Source organism: Pseudescherichia sp. (genome assembly GCF_031979925.1).
Classification (GTDB): domain Bacteria; phylum Pseudomonadota; class Gammaproteobacteria; order Enterobacterales; family Enterobacteriaceae; genus Pseudescherichia.
This window is the reverse complement of the sequence record NZ_DALZFB010000006.1, coordinates 221,036-238,430: the sequence shown is the minus strand read 5'-3', so window position 1 is coordinate 238,430 and position 17,395 is coordinate 221,036. Positions and strand designations below refer to the sequence as shown.

The window sequence follows — 17,395 nt, the reverse complement described above, 5'->3', positions numbered from 1 at the left end:
GCGCTTGCATGGCATGCAAGAGGTCAGCGGTTCGATCCCGCTTAGCTCCACCAAAATTTAGACCCTCGCTTTTAGCGAGGGTTTTTTTATGCCTGTCATTTTCATTTCATGAACGTTTGGTAAAATCTTAGGGCGATCCAGGATAATTCCGGAATTGCTTAACCAAAGTTAAGCGCCAGTTCACTATCAGCTCGCCAACTTGATTCACCTCGTGAATAAACCTATTATTTCTGCCCAGCAAAGTCGCGCCTTACGAGCACATTTTATTAACTCAAATGAAAATCAAAATATACAATCATATAAAAGCGTTTTTACTTGCGTTAATAATGTGCATAGCCGTTGTCCCTGTTTCCCGTTTTATTTCTCCTCGTGCTCAGGTAGATGCGAGTGAAATCTTTCTGGCGTGGCTACCGCTCAGCGTATCTCTGGCAATGATTCTGCTATTTGGTCGGCGGGCGGTTGTTCCTCTACTGATCGGTTTTGCCCTGGTTTATGAGTGGCTTCTGGATTTAACTCTGCTGCAAACGGGTGTTTTTCTTTTTTGCTTTTTCTTCCCTCTCCTGCTGTCGTGCACCATTGTACGCTGGCAGTTGGGAAAGCGCTGGCGACACGGCTTGCCCAACCGGGACATGGGGGTGCGAACCGTCTGGCTAGCGTTTGTGGCGCCGGCCGGGATTAAAGCGACGATGTATATGGCAGGAAGTGAAGTGCCGTTTCCTGCCACGGTAGCAAAGTTTTTTGATACGACCTCGGTTATTTACAGCATCATTGATATACAGAGCCTGATTTGTGCCGCGCTGATTTTTACAATGATGTTTTATTATCCGCTGCGCATGGTGATTAATCCCCATTATGGCCGGACGCTATGGCGAAAAAGCATCAAGCCTTTTTTGTCGCGGCGAAAGAGAAATTTCACTTTAGGCTGGCTGCTGACATTAACTCTCTTTCTTATGGTCGTCTGCTCACCGTATCAATCCGACTATATAGCTGGCTACCTGGTACCGGTCATCTTTATTCTATTTACCTTAGGGATCGGTAAGCTAAGCCCGCCGTTAATTGGTCTGAGCTGGGCAGTGACTACTCTGATGCTGCTCGCCAATAATCAAAATTTCTTGCAGGGCGTTTACACAGAATACTCGATGGCCTTTGTGCTGTCGGTGCTGATCTCCTTTACCATCTGTATTCTCTATATGGCCGCCATCTACCGACGCAGCGAGTGGCTTAAGCGAGCATGGAAGGCACAGGCGTTAACCGATCCGCTGACCGGCCTGCCGAACTTACGCGCCCTTGAACAGCAGCTAGAGAAGTGTACGCACCGGGTGGTCTGCTGCCTGCATATCAGCAACCTGGAGTTTCTCAGCCGCCACTACGGCATGATGATGCGCGTGGAGTGCAAGCGCAGCATCACCCGCGAGCTACAGCCATTGCTGATGAGAAATGAGAAGGTGTACCAGCTGCCAGGAAGCGAGCTCTTGCTGCTGCTCAACGGCGCGGATCCAACGGCACGGCTGCAGCATATGGTGGACTACCTTAGCGGACGAAAAATCTTCTGGCACCACACCGCCATGGATATCGAATTCGGTGCATCATGGGGGATTATTGAAGGCGGCGGGGAGGTATTTCACCAGACGCTGGGCCAGTTGAGCTGGCTCTCCGAGCAGGCCTGTTCAACCTCGCACGTGCTGGCCCTGACCCAGAGTCTCGAGACCGTGTGCGGCCATACCACCGATCGCGTGCTGCTGCTTAACCGCGTAAAGCGTGCGCTGGAGGAAAATGGACTGTTGCTCTATGCCCAGCCGATCCAGAACGCGGATGGGGTGGGGTACCATGAGGTGCTGACCCGTCTCTCCGTTGAGGGTGAAATTTTGACGCCCGATCGTTTCCTGCCGGTGATCGCCCAGTTTAACCTGAGCATTCGCTTCGATATGCAGGTGTTGGAGACGCTGCTGCGCTGGCTGCGTGCGCATCCGGTCCCCGGTACCCAGGCGCGTTTCTCCGTCAACCTGATGCCGCTGACCCTGATGCAGAAGGAGTCGGCGACGCAGATTATGGCGCTGTTTAAAAGCTATGGCGTTGCGCCTCAGTGCGTGATCATTGAGATAACCGAAGAGCAGGCCTTTTCCAATTCGGAAACCAGCATGCATAACATTCAGCGCCTGCAAAACTACGGTTTCAAAATTGCGATTGATGATTTTGGCACCGGCTACGCTAACTTCGAGCGCCTGAAGCGCCTGCATGCTGACATCGTGAAGATTGATGGCTGCTTCGTGAAGGACATTCTCACCGACTCGCTGGACGCGATGATCGTCAAATCAATCTGCTTTATGGCAAAAGCCAAATCCCTGACGGTGGTGGCAGAGTATGTGGAAACCGAGGAGCAGCGCGATCTGCTGCTGTCGCTGGGGGTTGACTATCTGCAGGGATATCTGTTGGGTAAGCCCGAGAAGCTGGCGGATTAGGGATAAAAAAACCGGGGCAGGCCCCGGTTTTGTTTGCGTGCGGTGTCTGGTTACAGCACGAGCGCAGCGATAGAGGCTGACAGCACGCTCACCAGCGTAGAGCCGTAGACCAGCTTCAGACCGAAGCGCGATACCACGTTACCTTGCTCTTCGTTCAGACCTTTGATGGCACCTGCGATAATGCCGATAGAGGAGAAGTTAGCAAATGAAACGAGGAATACGGAGAGGATCCCTTCCGCGCGCGGGGAGAGGGTACCGGCGATTTTCTGCAGGTCCATCATGGCAACGAATTCGTTAGAGACCAGTTTGGTCGCCATAATACTGCCTACCTGTAACGCTTCGCCAGCCGGCACGCCCATTACCCATGCAACCGGATAGAAGATGTAGCCCAGGATACCCTGGAAGGAGATGCCCAGCACGGCGGCGAACAGGGCGTTCAGGCCGGAGATGAGGGCGATAAAACCGATCAGCATAGCGGCAACGATAATCGCCACTTTGAAGCCTGCCAGGATATACTCACCCAGCATCTCAAAGAAGCTCTGGCCTTCGTGCAGGTTGGCCATCTGCAGATTCTCTTCGCTCTCATCCACGCGATAGGGGTTGATCAGCGACAGGACGATAAAGGTGCTGAACATGTTGAGAACCAGCGCCGCAACGACATACTTTGGATCCAGCATGGTCATGTAGGCGCCAACGATTGACATGGAGACGGTAGACATCGCCGTGGCCGCCATGGTGTACATGCGGTTGCGCGACATCTTACCGAGGATGTCTTTATAGGCGATAAAGTTTTCTGACTGCCCCAGAATCAGCGAGCTTACCGCGTTAAAGGATTCCAGCTTGCCCATGCCGTTAATCTTCGACAGTACGGTACCGATAGCGCGAATGACGATGGGCAGCACACGAATATGCTGTAGGATACCGATCAGCGCAGAGATAAAGACGATAGGGCACAGCACCTTCAGGAAGAAGAATGCCAGACCTTCATCGTTCATTTTGCCAAAGACGAAGTTTGTCCCTTCGTTAGCAAAGCCGAGCAGTTTTTCAAACATCTCGGAGAAGCCACGCACGAAGCCTTGACCAACGTCAGAGTTCAGGAAGAACCAGGCGAGCAGGACTTCAATGACCAAAAGTTGAACAACGAAACGAAGACGAATTTTCTTGCGATCGCTGCTGACCAGCAAGGCAAGCAGCGCCACAACGGCAAGCGCCAAAACAAAGTGAAGAACGCGGGACATACTTTTTGCTCCAAACATGAGGCAGATTTAGTTTTCGTGCACATTCTATGTAACAAGAGTAAATAAAACGAGATCAAATACACACTATCGTAATGTCCTGTGACGAGACTCAAAAATAGTGATCAAAGATACAATTCTGTTATGTTAATAAAAGAAGTGTAAAACCCATTTACGCTGCTAGACTGTTACGAATGGGTTAACTCCTCAACGCACTACCGCTCTTTTTCCGACCTTCACTCCAGTAATCGGTTTTATCTATCAAAGAAATCCACCTAAACGAACTTGATAATCATTCGCATTTTGCTAGCATGAAACATAGCAAAGGCTATATTAGAGGCAAAAATGAACGATAGCAGCGTTGAGAGTAGTAGCGGGCGTACAGCGCGGAAGCTTCGGTTCGCATTGATGGGGCCGGCTTTTGTGGCGGCTATCGGCTATATCGATCCCGGTAACTTTGCTACCAATATTCAGGCCGGGGCCAGCTTCGGCTATAAGCTGCTGTGGGTGGTGGTGTGGGCAAACCTGATGGCAATGCTAATCCAGGTGCTCTCCGCCAAGCTCGGGATAGCCACGGGCAAAAACCTTGCCGAGCATATCCGCGATCGCTATCCGCGTCCGGTAGTGTGGTTCTACTGGGTGCAGGCAGAGATCATCGCCATGGCCACCGACCTGGCGGAATTTATCGGAGCGGCGATTGGCTTTAAGCTCATTCTCGGCGTTTCACTGCTGCAGGGGGCGGTGCTGACCGGTATCGCCACCTTCCTGATCCTGATGCTTCAGCGTCGCGGCGACAAGCCGCTGGAGAAGGTGATCGGCGGACTGCTACTCTTTGTCGCAGTGGCTTACGTTGTTGAGCTGATCTTCTCCCAGCCTAAGCTGGCGGATCTGGGTAAAGGGATGCTGATCCCGAGCCTGCCAACCACTGAAGCAGTGTTTCTCGCTGCGGGCGTGCTGGGTGCGACCATTATGCCGCACGTCATCTATCTGCACTCCTCTCTGACCCAGAACCTGCACGACGGATCGCGCAAGGAGCGCTACTCGGCGACCAAGTGGGACGTGGCCATTGCGATGACCATTGCCGGCTTCGTTAACCTGGCAATGATGGCCACCGCCGCCGCCGCGTTTCACTTTAGCGGTCATACCGGGATTGCCGACCTCGATCAGGCCTATCTTACCCTTGAACCGCTGTTGAGCCATGCGGCAGCCACCATCTTTGGCCTAAGCCTTGTGGCGGCAGGGCTATCTTCTACAGTGGTGGGCACGCTGGCCGGGCAGGTGGTCATGCAGGGGTTTGTCCGCTTCAGCATCCCGCTGTGGCTGCGTCGGTCTATCACCATGCTGCCGTCGTTTATTGTGATCCTGATGGGGCTGGATCCGACCCGTATTCTGGTGATGAGCCAGGTGCTGCTCAGCTTCGGTATCGCGCTGGCGCTGGTGCCGCTGCTGATCTTTACCAGCAATGGCAAGCTGATGGGAGAGCTGGTGAATACCCGGCTGGTAAAACGTCTCGGATGGGTCATCGTGGGGCTGGTGGTAGGACTTAACCTGTGGTTGCTGATTGGTACGGCGCTGGGGTTGTAATCTGCTGGTAACGCCGGGTGGCGGCTGCGCCTGACCCGGCCTACAAAATTATTTATGCTCTAATTAATGGTGATGACCGTGACCATGACCGCGCCCCGGACCACGACGGTCGTTGCGATCGTGCCAGCCTTCGCGGTAGCCGCGCTCGTAAGCCTTACGATTATCCCAGCCGCGATGGTGACCGCGATCGTGCGGACGCCAGCGGTTATCACGCCACTGATAGTGACGGTGCCAGTAGTCCCGGTCGCGCCAGTCCCGGCCATCCCAGTAGTGGCCCCGATTGTCCCGGTCGCCAATCTGTAATTTTATGGACGGCAGCAGCGTGATCTCACCGGCGTGGGCGACCAACGGGGCTGTAGTAGCCATTAACAGTGCTGCCAGAATAAGTGACCTGAACATATTGATTTTCCTCCACGAGCGGGCCAGAAGGGCCTGTAAGCAAATATTACGAGACGTAAAGTCCCGTAGCATTGGCTTAACTCCTAATTCGCGAAGGGCAGCACTTTTTGTTAAAAAGCAGTTAATCCGCGTCGTTCAGAATCGCATCGATGGCGGCACACTCTTTGTCGGTAAAGTGGCGGTTAGCCAGCATACCAGCGGCATCATCCAGCTGGGCAATTTTACTCGCGCCAATCAGTACCGAGGTGACTCTGTCTCCACGCAGCACCCACGCCAGCGCCATCTGGGAGAGCTTCTGCCCGCGCGCCTGTGCCAGGGCATTAAGCTTGCGCACCTTCTCTAGCTTCTCATCAGTAAGCTGATCCGGATTGAGGAAGCGGCTGCCGCTGGCGGCCCGGGAATCGGCCGGAATGCCGTTCAGGTAGCGGTCCGTGAGCTGCCCACCCGCCAGCGGCGAGAAAGCAATACTGCCGACACCAGTCTCTGCCAGCAGATCCAGCAGCCCATCCTCTACCCAGCGCTCAAACATCGAATATTTCGGCTGGTGAATCAGGCAGGGCGTGCCCAAATCGTCAAGGATAGCGATAGCCTCGCGGGCCAGATCCGCCGGGTAGTTAGACAGCCCAACGTAGAGCGCTTTCCCCTGGCGCACGATATGATCCAGCGCGCGCATGGTCTCTTTCAGCGGCGTATGCGGATCGGGGCGGTGGTGATAGAAGATATCGACATACTCAAGGCCCATACGGCGGAGGCTCTGATCGAGGCTGGCAATAAGATACTTGCGGGAGCCCCAGTCGCCGTAGGGACCGCCCCACATGGTATACCCGGCCTTGCTGGAGATAATCAGCTCATCGCGGTAGGGCAAAAAGTCTTCCCGCAGGATACGGCCAAAGTTGCTTTCGGCAGAGCCAGGAGGCGGGCCGTAGTTATTGGCAAGATCAAAGTGGGTAATGCCCAGGTCGAAGGCGTGACGTAGCAACTGGCGGCTGGTCTCAACCAGCGTCGCGTCGCCAAAGTTGTGCCACAGCCCCAGCGATATTGCCGGTAGCCTGATGCCGCTCTCGCCGCAGCGGCGATACTCCATTCCCTGATAGCGTTCAGGATTAGCCTGATAAACCATGCCCTTATCCTCTCTCATTCGTTAAAAACAGCAACATTACAACGGCCGGGCCAATAAAACCCGTACGGGGGTTAATCTTTGCGACGTGGCGCAATCATCAGCGGTTTACCCGCCAGCAACAGCCACGCGGGTAGCATCACGATGCATAGCAGCGGCAGCAGGGTGGTGTCCGGCACGACCGCCGCCGCCATAAACAGGCTCAGCCAGCCGTCGCGAGTCACTACCAGCACCAGGCCGAGAATGGCACACGACACGGTAATGGCGGCCGGTACGGCCTCGACATGCTCATGCAGCATCAGCCCCAGGGCCACGGCCACAAACACCGCCGGGAAGATACGTCCGCCGCGAAAGCCGCAGGCGGCGGCAATAACCAACGCAGCAAGCTTCACTACCGCAAACAGCAGGTAGTCGCTGACGGTAAAGGTCTGGCTGAACGCCAGCTGCTGCATCTCGCTGAGTCCCTTAAACAGGGTGATATGGCCACCGATAATGCCCAGAATGCCGAGGAGAAAGCCGCCGATGCCGAGGATCAGCACGGGGTGACGTAGCCGATGCATCAGCTGGTGCAGGCGCGGCAGGCACCACACCGCAATCATCCCCAGCGCAATGGCGATGGCGGCTACTACCGCGCCGCTGAAGATATCCACCAGCTGCATCTGCCCGTAGTGGGCAATCGGCAGCGAGAAGTGCGGGTGGAAAAAGAGGCTGGTGGTCAGCGCGCCCGCGGCGGCGGACATCAGCGGGGCAAAGAGGCGATCCCACAGCGGAACGTCGCTATTACCCCCCAGGGTCTGGGAGAAGATCAGCGCTGCGGCAACCGGGGTACCAAAGAGCGCGCCGATGGTTCCGGCAGAGGCCAGTACCGTCCAGTCCAGAGCGGTCACCCGGGGAAAGAGGCGGGTACCTACGGCAACCGCCAGGGCAATATTAACCACCATAATCGGGTGCTCAGGCCCGAGGCTTACGCCGCCCGCCAGACCAATAATCAGCGCGCAGAGCAGGCCGGGTAGGGTAGAGGTGGCTACCGGCGCACCAATCAGCGGCTCGGTCGCTGGGTCCGGCCCGCCGTGGCCGGTACTGTAGCGCAGCACCAGTCCGACGGCCACGCCGGTCAGGGTCAACATCAGCAGCGTCCAGAAGGGCGACCCCAGAGTGACGCCGAGCTTTGCTGGCAGAGTGGACCAGAGAATAGACTGCAGCACGGAGGCGACTTTCATCACCACCACCAATACAACACTCGACGCTACGCCAATAATCAGCGCAGGAAGCGACAGCAACAGCATGGTTCTGGCTCGCGGATGGAGCATGATGATTTCCTTCTGCTTTCACTTAGATGCACCATTGCACGGCTCGCCTGGCGTCGTCGACACAAATGATGCGGAAAGAGTAAAGTTATTCTGTGATGAAGCTCTATAATCCCTCAGCACTCGTGCTATGGTCGTTGTTGTTACAGCGCCTTGAATTTACAGTGTGCCAAAGATTTATTCTGACTTTAGCGGAGCCGTAAAAGAATGACAAAGTATGCTTTAGTAGGAGACGTAGGCGGCACTAACGCGCGTTTAGCGCTATGTGATGTCGCCAGCGGCGAAATTTCCCAGGCTAAGACCTATTCCGGGCTGGACTATCCCAGTCTTGAAGCCGTGGTTCGCGTCTATCTTGCTGAACACAACGTCAGTGTTGAAGATGGCTCCATTGCCATTGCCTGCCCGATTACCGGCGACTGGGTCGCCATGACTAACCACACCTGGGCCTTTTCCATCGCCGAGATGAAGCAGAACCTTGGCTTTGCTCATCTGGAGATCATTAACGACTTTACCGCCGTGTCGATGGCGATCCCGATGCTGGACAGAGAGCATCTGACCCAGTTTGGCGGCGGGGAGCCGGTCGAAGGTAAACCGATTGCCGTCTACGGCGCGGGAACCGGCCTTGGCGTTGCGCACCTGGTGCATGTTGATAAGCGCTGGGTAAGCCTGCCGGGCGAGGGCGGCCATGTTGACTTCGCGCCAAACAGCGAAGAGGAGGCCATCATTCTTGAGGAGCTGCGTGCCGAAGTTGGGCATGTCTCTGCCGAGCGCGTGCTCTCAGGCCCAGGGCTGGTCAATCTCTACCGGGCGATTGTGAAATCTGACGGCCGGCTGCCGGAGAACCTCCAACCGAAAGACGTGACCGAGCGTGCGCTGACGGACAGCTGCACCGACTGCCGCCGGGCGCTGTCGCTCTTCTGCGTAGTGATGGGCCGCTTTGGCGGTAACCTGGCGCTGACGCTGGGCACCTTCGGCGGGGTCTATATCGCGGGCGGGATCGTGCCGCGCTTCCTCGACTTCTTTAAGGCCTCCGGCTTCCGCGGCGGCTTTGAGGATAAAGGGCGCTTCAAGGCTTACGTGCAGGACATTCCGGTCTACCTGATCGTGCATGACAACCCAGGCCTGCTGGGCGCAGGCGCGCATATGCGCCAGACCCTGGGCTACGTCCTCTGATCACAGGTGCATTAGCTGCCTGAACTCTTTGACCTTGCTGCGGCTGACGGGAACCTGAAAATCGAGATCCCGCAGCCGCAGAATATAGGTGTTGTTAAACCAGGGTTCGATTTCACGGATCTTGTTCAGGTTAACGCAGTAGGAGCGGTGGCAGCGGAAAAAGTGGGCCGTCGGCAGCTTGCTGCAAAACTCGGTGATGTTCATTGGCATCACGTAGGATTCGCGCCGGGTGTAGACAAAGGTCATCTTCTCATGGGCTTCGGCGTAGTAGATATCGTGAATGCTGGTCACGATAATGCGCTCGTCTTTAATGAGGTTGATCGTGTCGTTCTCGCGGGTTGCTACCGTACTGCCGCCGGTGCCGGACTGCTGCTGCCAGGCTGCCTCAAGCTTTTGCAGCATGGTGATGATGCGTGACTCCTGGTAGGGCTTCAGAATGTAGTCAAACGCCTCCAGCTCAAACGCCTCAACCGCATGCTCTTTCCACGCGGTAATAAACACAATAAAGGGCTTATGCGCAAACTGGCTGATGTTCTGCGCCAGCAGGACCCCGTCCAGCGATGGAATATTGATATCGAGAAACAGGGCATCCACCTTGTTATGCTGAAGATACTTCAGTACGTCCAGCCCGTCATCAAAGGTCGCAACAATCTCCATCTGGCTGTGCGCTTTGATAAGCCAGCTAAGTTCCTGCTGGGCGAGGATCTCATCTTCAACGATGATAACTTTCAATCTGGCTCTCCTGTTTAACGCAGTAGCGTAACCGGTCCGGGAACCGGCGTGCGCTGATGCGGTACGTAAAAGGCAATCTCCGTACCCGGCTCGAGGCGGCGAATGTGTAGTCCCTCGCCGTAGAGCAGCTTCACGCGATGATGAACGTTGAGCAAGCCGATTTTATTCCCGGGCATCTCATTGGCTTCAACGCGCTCAATCACTTTTGGGTCGATGCCGTTACCGGTATCGCGCACGGCAATACGCACCCGGTTACCGCACTCCTCGACGCTAATAGTCACTACACCTTTGCCTTTGCAGGATTGGATCCCGTGAACGATGGCGTTTTCTACCAGCGGCTGGATCAGGAGGCTGGGGATCACGCAGGTGACCTCTTCATCAATATCATAAATCACCGTTAGCTTGTCGCCGAACCGCGCCTGCTCAATGGCGATGTAATCTTTAATTTGGTACAGCTCTTTTTTAATGTCGATCTGCTCATCGTCATTAAGCTCGATGTTATAGCGCAGATAACGCGACAGGTTGATGATCAGCTGCCGGGCGGTATCCGGATTCATACGAATCGACGACGAGATGGCGTTCAGGGCGTTAAACAGGAAGTGGGGGTTAATCTTGCTCTGTAGCGCTCGCAGCTCTGCTTTATTGGCCATCTCCCGCAGCTGCTCGGCACGTGAGACCTCCAGCTGGGTAGAGATAATTTGTGACAGGCCAACCGCCATCTCCTGCAGTGAAGAAGTGATCTGGTGAGCGTGACAGTAGTAGATTTTGAGCGTACCGGTGACAACCCCTTTCTCCCAGAGAGGGATCACCAGCATGGAGTGGATCTCCGGAGTACGGTGCGCCTCATCATTGTTTTTAATCACGATTTGGCCGTTATCGATCGCCTGGCGGGTCGTCGGGCTGATTATGTCATCGCTATCGCGATAGTTTTTTTCCCCAACGCCGACGTAGGCAAGAACGTGATCGATATTGGTAATGGCGACTGCATCGGCGTGAATATCGCGGCGGATAATATCGCACACCTGGCGCAGCGACTCGCTGTCCACATGACGAAACAGGGGCAGCGTTTTATTAGCGATATCGAGGGCCAGCTTCGCCTGACGCGCCGCGCTGGCCTCCTTCTCACCCTCCACGCTCTGCACCAGCAGCACGATAAAGCCGATGCACACCGTACCTAAAATCATCGGCACGCCGATCTTCGAGACGATATCCAGCCCCAGCTCGGTGGTCGGTGCCCAGAGTACGACCAGGATCATCGTCAGGGTTTCGCACAGCATGCCTGCGATAATACCCACGCGCCAGCGCTGCACCTTCGGTGTTTTTACGTTGATCCAACCGGAGAGAATGCCCGCCACAATGCTGGTAATAAAGCAGGGGACAGCGGTCACCCCACCGATATCGATCAGGTAGCGGTGGGTACCGGCAATCACACCGGTGATAATACCAACCCAGGGGCCGAACAGGATCCCCCCTGCCATAACTGCAATAATACGTACGTTAACCAGTGAGCCTTCTACCTGCACGCCTGACCAGGTGCTAAACAGGGCAAACAGCGAGAAGATAGCGGTAACGCCCAGCAACTCTTTTGGCGAGTGGGCCGTTTTATGCAGCAGCTCGCGGAACAGGCGGATGCGGATAAGAAAGAAGAGGCAAATAAGCATTAACGCCGCTCGATCGAAAACCGCCAGCAGCATAGTAAAAATTTCGTGCACGGGTAACTCTTGTGAATGACGTGAAAAAGCGATGATAAAAAAATTAGCGACAGAAGACCAGTTAACTTCCCTGATGATAAACGGGGAAAAACCTTTCATACAAAAGGGGATTGCCTGGCTGGCGCAGTCCAGGCAACAGACCGTGATAAGTAGAGTAACCTTAGGGTAATTTCATTGATATCATCATGTTAAATATTTCTATGTTTAATGTATAAATTAACGCCAGCACTCATCATCAGCCAGCCAGGGGTTCCGCTTTTTCGTCGCTAAACAATTTTTACTTTTTCTCTCGACAGCGGGAAATTTTTCAGGCTATTTTCAATGCTATGCCACTACGACAGGTGGCAACGTCGCTCGGACGGTCCGGGCGCTCACGTTATCCGAGGAATCTATGGCTGAATTCAGTCCTGAACGCCGCTTTTCGCGTATCGATCGTCTCCCCCCTTACGTTTTCAACATTACTGCTGAGCTGAAGATGGCTGCGCGTCGGCGCGGCGAAGACATTATTGACTTCAGCATGGGCAACCCCGATGGTGCGACCCCGCCGCACATCGTTGAAAAGCTCTGTACCGTGGCGCAGCGCCCGGATACCCACGGTTACTCAACGTCACGCGGTATTCCACGCCTGCGCAGGGCTATCTCCCGCTGGTACCAGGAGCGCTACCAGGTGGAGATCGATCCGGAAAGCGAAGCCATCGTAACCATTGGATCAAAAGAAGGGTTGGCGCACCTGATGCTGGCGACTCTCGATCATGGCGACACCGTGCTGGTGCCCAATCCAAGCTATCCGATCCATATTTATGGCGCGGTCATCGCCGGGGCGCAGGTACGTTCCGTGCCGCTGGTCGAGGGCGTTGACTTCTTTAACGAGCTGGAGCGGGCCATTCGCGAAAGCTATCCGAAGCCAAAAATGATGATCCTCGGCTTCCCTTCAAACCCTACGGCGCAGTGCGTAGAGCTGGACTTCTTTGAAAAAGTCGTGGCGCTGGCGAAGCGTTATGACGTGCTGGTCGTGCATGACCTCGCCTATGCCGATATTGTTTACGACGGCTGGAAAGCACCGTCGATCATGCAGGTGCCCGGCGCACGTGACGTGGCGGTAGAGTTTTTCACCCTGTCAAAAAGCTACAACATGGCGGGCTGGCGCATTGGCTTTATGGTAGGCAACCCGGAGCTGGTGAACGCCCTGGCGCGGATCAAAAGCTACCACGACTACGGCACCTTTACGCCGCTACAGGTAGCGGCCATCGCTGCCCTTGAGGGCGACCAGCAGTGCGTGCGCGATATTGCCGACCAGTACAAGCGCCGTCGCGACGTGCTGGTTAAAGGCCTGCACGAGGCGGGCTGGATGGTAGAGATGCCGAAAGCCTCCATGTACGTATGGGCAAAGATTCCGGATGCCTACGCGGAAATGGGCTCGCTGGAGTTCGCTAAGAAGCTGCTCAACGACGCTAAAGTTTGCGTGTCGCCAGGGGTTGGATTTGGTGAATATGGCGATACCCATGTACGTTTTGCACTGATTGAGAACCGGGACCGTATTCGTCAGGCGGTACGCGGAATTAAAGCCATGTTCCGCGCCGATGGTCTGCTTCCCGTTACGCCAAAAGCGTCTGTGGAAGAGAGAGTAGAAGCGCGCCGATAGAGATCGACAGAGCCAACACAATAGAAACAGGAGCCAAATGGCTCCTGTTTTTTTATGCGTGATAGCTGCTCAGATCATCAGGGCGAATGTGCCGGCCCAAACGATGACCATCACTGAAATGCCCATAAAAAAATATTTCACGTTTCATCACTCCGCATACGTCAGGGTACGCATAAATGAACATCAGGACTGATTATAGAGAGATGAAGCTGCACCAAAGCCAAATTGAGAATTTTCTCGCTTAGGATAGCAGCATCACCCCGGAATTACGGGCGTACCTTACGCCAGACGGCGCTAATGTACGCTTAATTTTTACAGGGTGCAAGTGGGTTTTTTCCAAATACTTTTAGTAACTTAGCTGTGTCGTGGAACGGCGACACTTTTATTTCTTCACGTAATCATTTGTCTTTCAGCGACGCGATTAACGCTACGACAGAGTGCTTTTTTGCGTTTGATTCGTAAGGGATATTTGGCGGAAAAGTGTGCGTTAGATCGCTTTTTTACGCCGCTATGAGCAGCATAAAAGCCCGCCAGGGAGAGGCGGGCGAAAGCATTATTCCAAAGCGGCTTTGGTCAGGTCGTCCTGCACCTGCTGGCGCTGTGCTGGGGTCAAAATCTGGTTAAGATCGAAGTAATACTTCACCTTGTAGTAACGCGCCTGCTGCTCGGCGTTACTGTACGCAGAAAGCTGCGTTTTCACCGTACTATCACTCCATTTACCTGAACGGATCATATCGATGATCGCCCCATCTTTCGCACCAGAGACGCGAATATGATCAATATCGGTCTTGAGCTGCTGGTGCAGCTGCTGAATTTTAGTTACCTGATCCTGAGTCAGCTTAAGGTGCTGCACGATAGGATCCTGAGACGGTGCCGGTGCCGTAGAGACATTTGCTGCGAAAGCCGCACCTGAAGAGAGTGCCAGCGTGGAAACCAGTAAAGCGGAACGCAAAATCTTGTTCATATTTTTAGTCCAACAAGCAAAATTGAAAGCAGGGCGGTGAGCAGATCCGATTGCCGCTGCTGCTATAATAGAGGGCCGGGCAGGCGCGTTTTAATACCTCCTGCACGGGCCATTTACAGGATACGGTCTTAAAAGCGTAGCGCCACGCAGATTTGTTTTGCTAAAGGTAACCTACTGAAAGTAACAGTGGGAACTAAGATTTTCTGTGTCTTTTAATTACTTTTATCTATTTATCGCTAAATCATACTTTAATATTAGTTTGCTGAATGTATTTCGCGTAATTTATTGATTTGGTGGCGTATAAAAACATCTTATTAAATGCCGATTAAGCGCGCACTGGCCGAGTCTAGCGAAAACACGGCGGATTGATTACTGTTTATTACATTTAATTAGATCGATAACGCCGTTTACGCACCATAATGTTTCCGGAAATAATATTTCCGCATAGGCCATTTTTTTGCTGGAAGTTTATTAACAACCGTTCTTATTTACAAATATCTTGCTTCATGCCTGTGCGCGCTGGAACTTATTTAACGTTCTGTGGTGGAGGTTTTTATGTTCAGGATCCTATCTGCTGAGTTTTTTGGTACGTTCTGGCTAGTGTTGGGCGGTTGCGGCAGCGCCGTACTGGCGGCGGCTTTCCCAGAGTTGGGAATAGGGTTTGTCGGCGTGGCGCTGGCGTTTGGCCTGACCGTGCTGACAATGGCCTACGCGGTTGGTCATATCTCCGGTGCCCACTTCAACCCGGCGGTCACGCTAGGGCTTTGGGTGAGCGGCCGTATCCCAGCCCGTAATGTCATTCCCTACATTGTGGCGCAGGTCATCGGCGGTATCGTCGGGGCCGGAGTGCTCTATCTTATCGCCAGCGGTAAAACAGGCTTTGACGCGTCGCTCAGCGGCTTTGCCTCTAACGGCTTTGGCGAACACTCTCCGGGCGGCTTCTCCTTTGCCGCCTGTGCGATAGCTGAGGTCGTACTGACGGCATTTTTCCTGTTAGTCATTCTTGGCACAACGGACAGGTACGCGTCAGCGGGGTTTGCGCCGCTGGCGATTGGCCTGGCACTGACGCTTATTCATCTCATCAGTATTCCCGTGACCAACACCTCTGTTAACCCTGCCCGCAGCACTGCCGTCGCGATCTTCCAGGGATCATGGGCGCTTCAACAGCTGTGGGTATTCTGGGTGATGCCGCTTGTTGGCGGTCTGATCGGCGGACTCATCTATCGGGTTATGCTGAGTGATACTGTCCCTGCGCCAAAGCAGACACAGACAGCAAAAGAGTAATTGTAACAAGCGCTCTATGCCGCCGTGCCAGGCGGTATGGAGCGCTATTTAATATCACGAAAGGAGAGGGTAATTCTCAGCGGTGGGAGATAAATCTGATATAAAATATCGCGAGCAGCGCCGCACAACTCATTTTGACTGGAAATTACCACCGTTTAGAGTGAATTAAATCATGATATAATCCTGCCCCTCATTTCTCTTTTCGCTTTGGGGCATTTTTATATGCAACAGCCCGTTGTGTATGTAGGTGAATGGCTGGTTACACCCTCTGTTAACCAAATCAGCCGGCAGGGACGTCAGCTTACCCTTGAGCCGCGTTTAATCGATCTTTTAGTCTTCTTTGCTCGTCACCCAGGGCAGGTTTTAACCCGGGATGAACTGATTGATAATGTCTGGACGCGTAGTGTGGTAACCGGCCACGTCGTTACTCAGAGTATTTCCGAGCTGCGTAAATCGTTAAAAGATAGCGATCCTAACGCGCCGGAATATATCGTTACGGTACCTAAACGGGGCTATAAGCTCACGGTACCGGTTGTCTGGAGCAGTGAGGAAGAGGAGGGGACGGCTTGCGTTATGCCATCCTCGGCGGCAGATGCGTTGCCAGAAGCAACGGCTGAGCCACCCCCAGCTAAAGCGAAGCTACGTAGTCGGCTTAACGCGATTGTTGTCTGGGGACTGTTCCTGCTGGCGCTAGGCTCATGCGTGGCGCTGGTTGCGCTGGCAACTATGGATGCCCATCCACCGGTAACCAAAACACGCCTGCTGCTAAACCCGCGCGATATTGATATTCATTTAGTCGATGGCAGCGGCTGTACCAACCGTAGCGTGCAGCACGCCTACGCGGTGGGGTTGGGGAGCCTAATCACCACGACGTTAAACACCTTCTCAACCTTTATGGTGCACGATAAAACAAACTACAACATCAATGAGCCAAGCAGCTCAGGTAAAACGCTGACCATTGAATTTGTTAATCAGCGGCACTACCGTGCCCAGCAGTGTTTTATGTCAATTAAGCTGGTGGATAACGCAGATGGGTCAACCATGCTCGATAAACGCTACTTCGTCACCAGCGATAACCAGCTCTCGATTCAAAACGATCTGATGAGCAGCCTGTCGGATGCGCTGACCCAGCCATGACCAGAGCGTTTGCAAACCATGCTCACCCTCTATCAGCCAGCGCAGAGTTCGTCACTTGTGGCCTTTTACCAGGCTCATCAGCTGTTAATGAGAGGTGATGTTGACTCATTAGGTAAAGCCAGTGAACGCTTAGACGAGGTATTAAAACAGTCTCCTGAGTTTACCTATGCGAGGGCGGAAAAAGCGTTAGTCGATATTTTACGTCACTCCCAGCAGCCTTTAAATGACAAGCAGCTAGCGACGCTTAATAACGAGATAAGCCGCTTAAGTGACACGCCAGGCATGAAAGAGATGGCTATTCTCTATCAAATTGAAACCGTCGATATGCTGAGTAAAGGCAACGTTGATGAAGCCTATAAAAAAATTAATAAATCTATCGACCTGGAGATGACATGGATGAGCTATGTGCTGCTTGGCAAGGTGTATGAAATGAAAGGCCAAAACCGCCTGGCAGCAGATGCCTATATTACCGCCTTTAATTTACGTCCAGGAGATAACACACTCTACTGGATCGAAAACAGCGTATTTCAAACATCGGTGACTCGCGTTGTCCCCTATCTCGATAACTTCCTTGCAGAAGGGTAAATAGCAAGCCATAAAGTTAAATTAATGTTTAAATAATGATTTTGTTTTGTTGTTTAAATGTACAT

At 53.6% G+C, this 17,395-nt stretch carries 13 protein-coding genes and 1 pseudogene; 6 read left to right on the top strand and 8 right to left on the bottom strand.

Going from position 1 to position 17,395, the window contains the following annotated elements; translation table 11 throughout:
* The first annotated feature begins 275 nt into the window (after nt 1-275).
* Nucleotides 276-2,459, top strand: a complete 2,184-nt coding sequence (locus tag RTM13_RS13080; RefSeq protein WP_312212425.1) for an EAL domain-containing protein — start codon at nt 276-278, stop codon at nt 2,457-2,459.
* Nucleotides 2,460-2,509: 50 nt separating this feature from the next.
* On the opposite strand, the gene RTM13_RS13075 is transcribed toward RTM13_RS13080, so the two are convergent.
* Nucleotides 2,510-3,697 carry a NupC/NupG family nucleoside CNT transporter gene (locus tag RTM13_RS13075; protein ID WP_312212424.1) on the bottom strand — a complete coding sequence of 396 codons (1,188 nt, stop codon included), beginning with the start codon at nt 3,695-3,697 and terminating at the stop codon, nt 2,510-2,512.
* Between the two features lie 342 nt (nt 3,698-4,039).
* Here RTM13_RS13075 and RTM13_RS13070 point away from each other — a divergent pair, with 342 nt between their 5' ends.
* On the top strand, nt 4,040-5,278 hold the full coding sequence (locus RTM13_RS13070; protein WP_312212423.1) for an Nramp family divalent metal transporter: 1,239 nt from the start codon (nt 4,040-4,042) through the stop codon (nt 5,276-5,278).
* Between the two features lie 63 nt (nt 5,279-5,341).
* On the opposite strand, the gene RTM13_RS13065 is transcribed toward RTM13_RS13070, so the two are convergent.
* From RTM13_RS13065 to RTM13_RS13055, 3 genes are all read right to left on the bottom strand, one after another.
* On the bottom strand, nt 5,342-5,677 hold the full coding sequence (locus RTM13_RS13065; protein WP_312212422.1) for a DUF2502 domain-containing protein: 336 nt from the start codon (nt 5,675-5,677) through the stop codon (nt 5,342-5,344).
* A gap of 121 nt (nt 5,678-5,798) precedes the next feature.
* The gene (mgrA, locus tag RTM13_RS13060; RefSeq protein ID WP_312212421.1) at nt 5,799-6,797 is read right to left on the bottom strand and encodes an L-glyceraldehyde 3-phosphate reductase; all 999 of its coding nucleotides are present in this window, start codon (nt 6,795-6,797) and stop codon (nt 5,799-5,801) included.
* Between the two features lie 71 nt (nt 6,798-6,868).
* Nucleotides 6,869-8,104 (bottom strand): ion channel protein, encoded by a 1,236-nt coding sequence (locus tag RTM13_RS13055; protein ID WP_312212420.1) that lies wholly within the window; start codon nt 8,102-8,104, stop codon nt 6,869-6,871.
* Between the two features lie 204 nt (nt 8,105-8,308).
* Between RTM13_RS13055 and glk the strand changes: the two genes are divergently transcribed.
* Nucleotides 8,309-9,274: a glucokinase gene (glk, locus tag RTM13_RS13050; protein ID WP_312212419.1), complete on the top strand. Its 966-nt coding sequence runs from the start codon at nt 8,309-8,311 to the stop codon at nt 9,272-9,274.
* On the opposite strand, the gene RTM13_RS13045 is transcribed toward glk, so the two are convergent.
* Nucleotides 9,275-10,006, bottom strand: coding sequence for a LytTR family DNA-binding domain-containing protein (locus tag RTM13_RS13045; RefSeq protein WP_312212418.1), 732 nt, complete (start codon nt 10,004-10,006; stop codon nt 9,275-9,277).
* A gap of 14 nt (nt 10,007-10,020) precedes the next feature.
* Complete coding sequence (locus RTM13_RS13040) at nt 10,021-11,718, bottom strand: sensor histidine kinase (protein WP_312212417.1); 1,698 nt, start codon at nt 11,716-11,718, stop codon at nt 10,021-10,023.
* A 391-nt stretch (nt 11,719-12,109) separates the two neighbouring features.
* Between RTM13_RS13040 and alaC the strand changes: the two genes are divergently transcribed.
* Nucleotides 12,110-13,360 carry an alanine transaminase gene (gene alaC, locus RTM13_RS13035; protein WP_312212416.1) on the top strand — a complete coding sequence of 417 codons (1,251 nt, stop codon included), beginning with the start codon at nt 12,110-12,112 and terminating at the stop codon, nt 13,358-13,360.
* A gap of 69 nt (nt 13,361-13,429) precedes the next feature.
* Here the strand turns inward: alaC and ypdK are convergent, their stop codons facing one another.
* Both ypdK and RTM13_RS13025 read right to left on the bottom strand, forming a co-directional pair.
* Complete coding sequence (gene ypdK, locus RTM13_RS13030) at nt 13,430-13,501, bottom strand: membrane protein YpdK (RefSeq protein WP_099458783.1); 72 nt, start codon at nt 13,499-13,501, stop codon at nt 13,430-13,432.
* A gap of 412 nt (nt 13,502-13,913) precedes the next feature.
* Nucleotides 13,914-14,324, bottom strand: coding sequence for a hypothetical protein (locus RTM13_RS13025; protein WP_312212415.1), 411 nt, complete (start codon nt 14,322-14,324; stop codon nt 13,914-13,916).
* Nucleotides 14,325-14,879: 555 nt separating this feature from the next.
* On the opposite strand from RTM13_RS13025, the gene aqpZ reads away from it, so the two are divergent.
* Nucleotides 14,880-15,608, top strand: coding sequence for an aquaporin Z (gene aqpZ, locus RTM13_RS13020; RefSeq protein ID WP_312212414.1), 729 nt, complete (start codon nt 14,880-14,882; stop codon nt 15,606-15,608).
* 222 nt (nt 15,609-15,830) lie between these two features.
* A pseudogene (gene cadC, locus RTM13_RS13015) lies at nt 15,831-17,330 on the top strand (lysine decarboxylation/transport transcriptional activator CadC).
* The last annotated feature ends 65 nt before the right edge of the window (nt 17,331-17,395 follow it).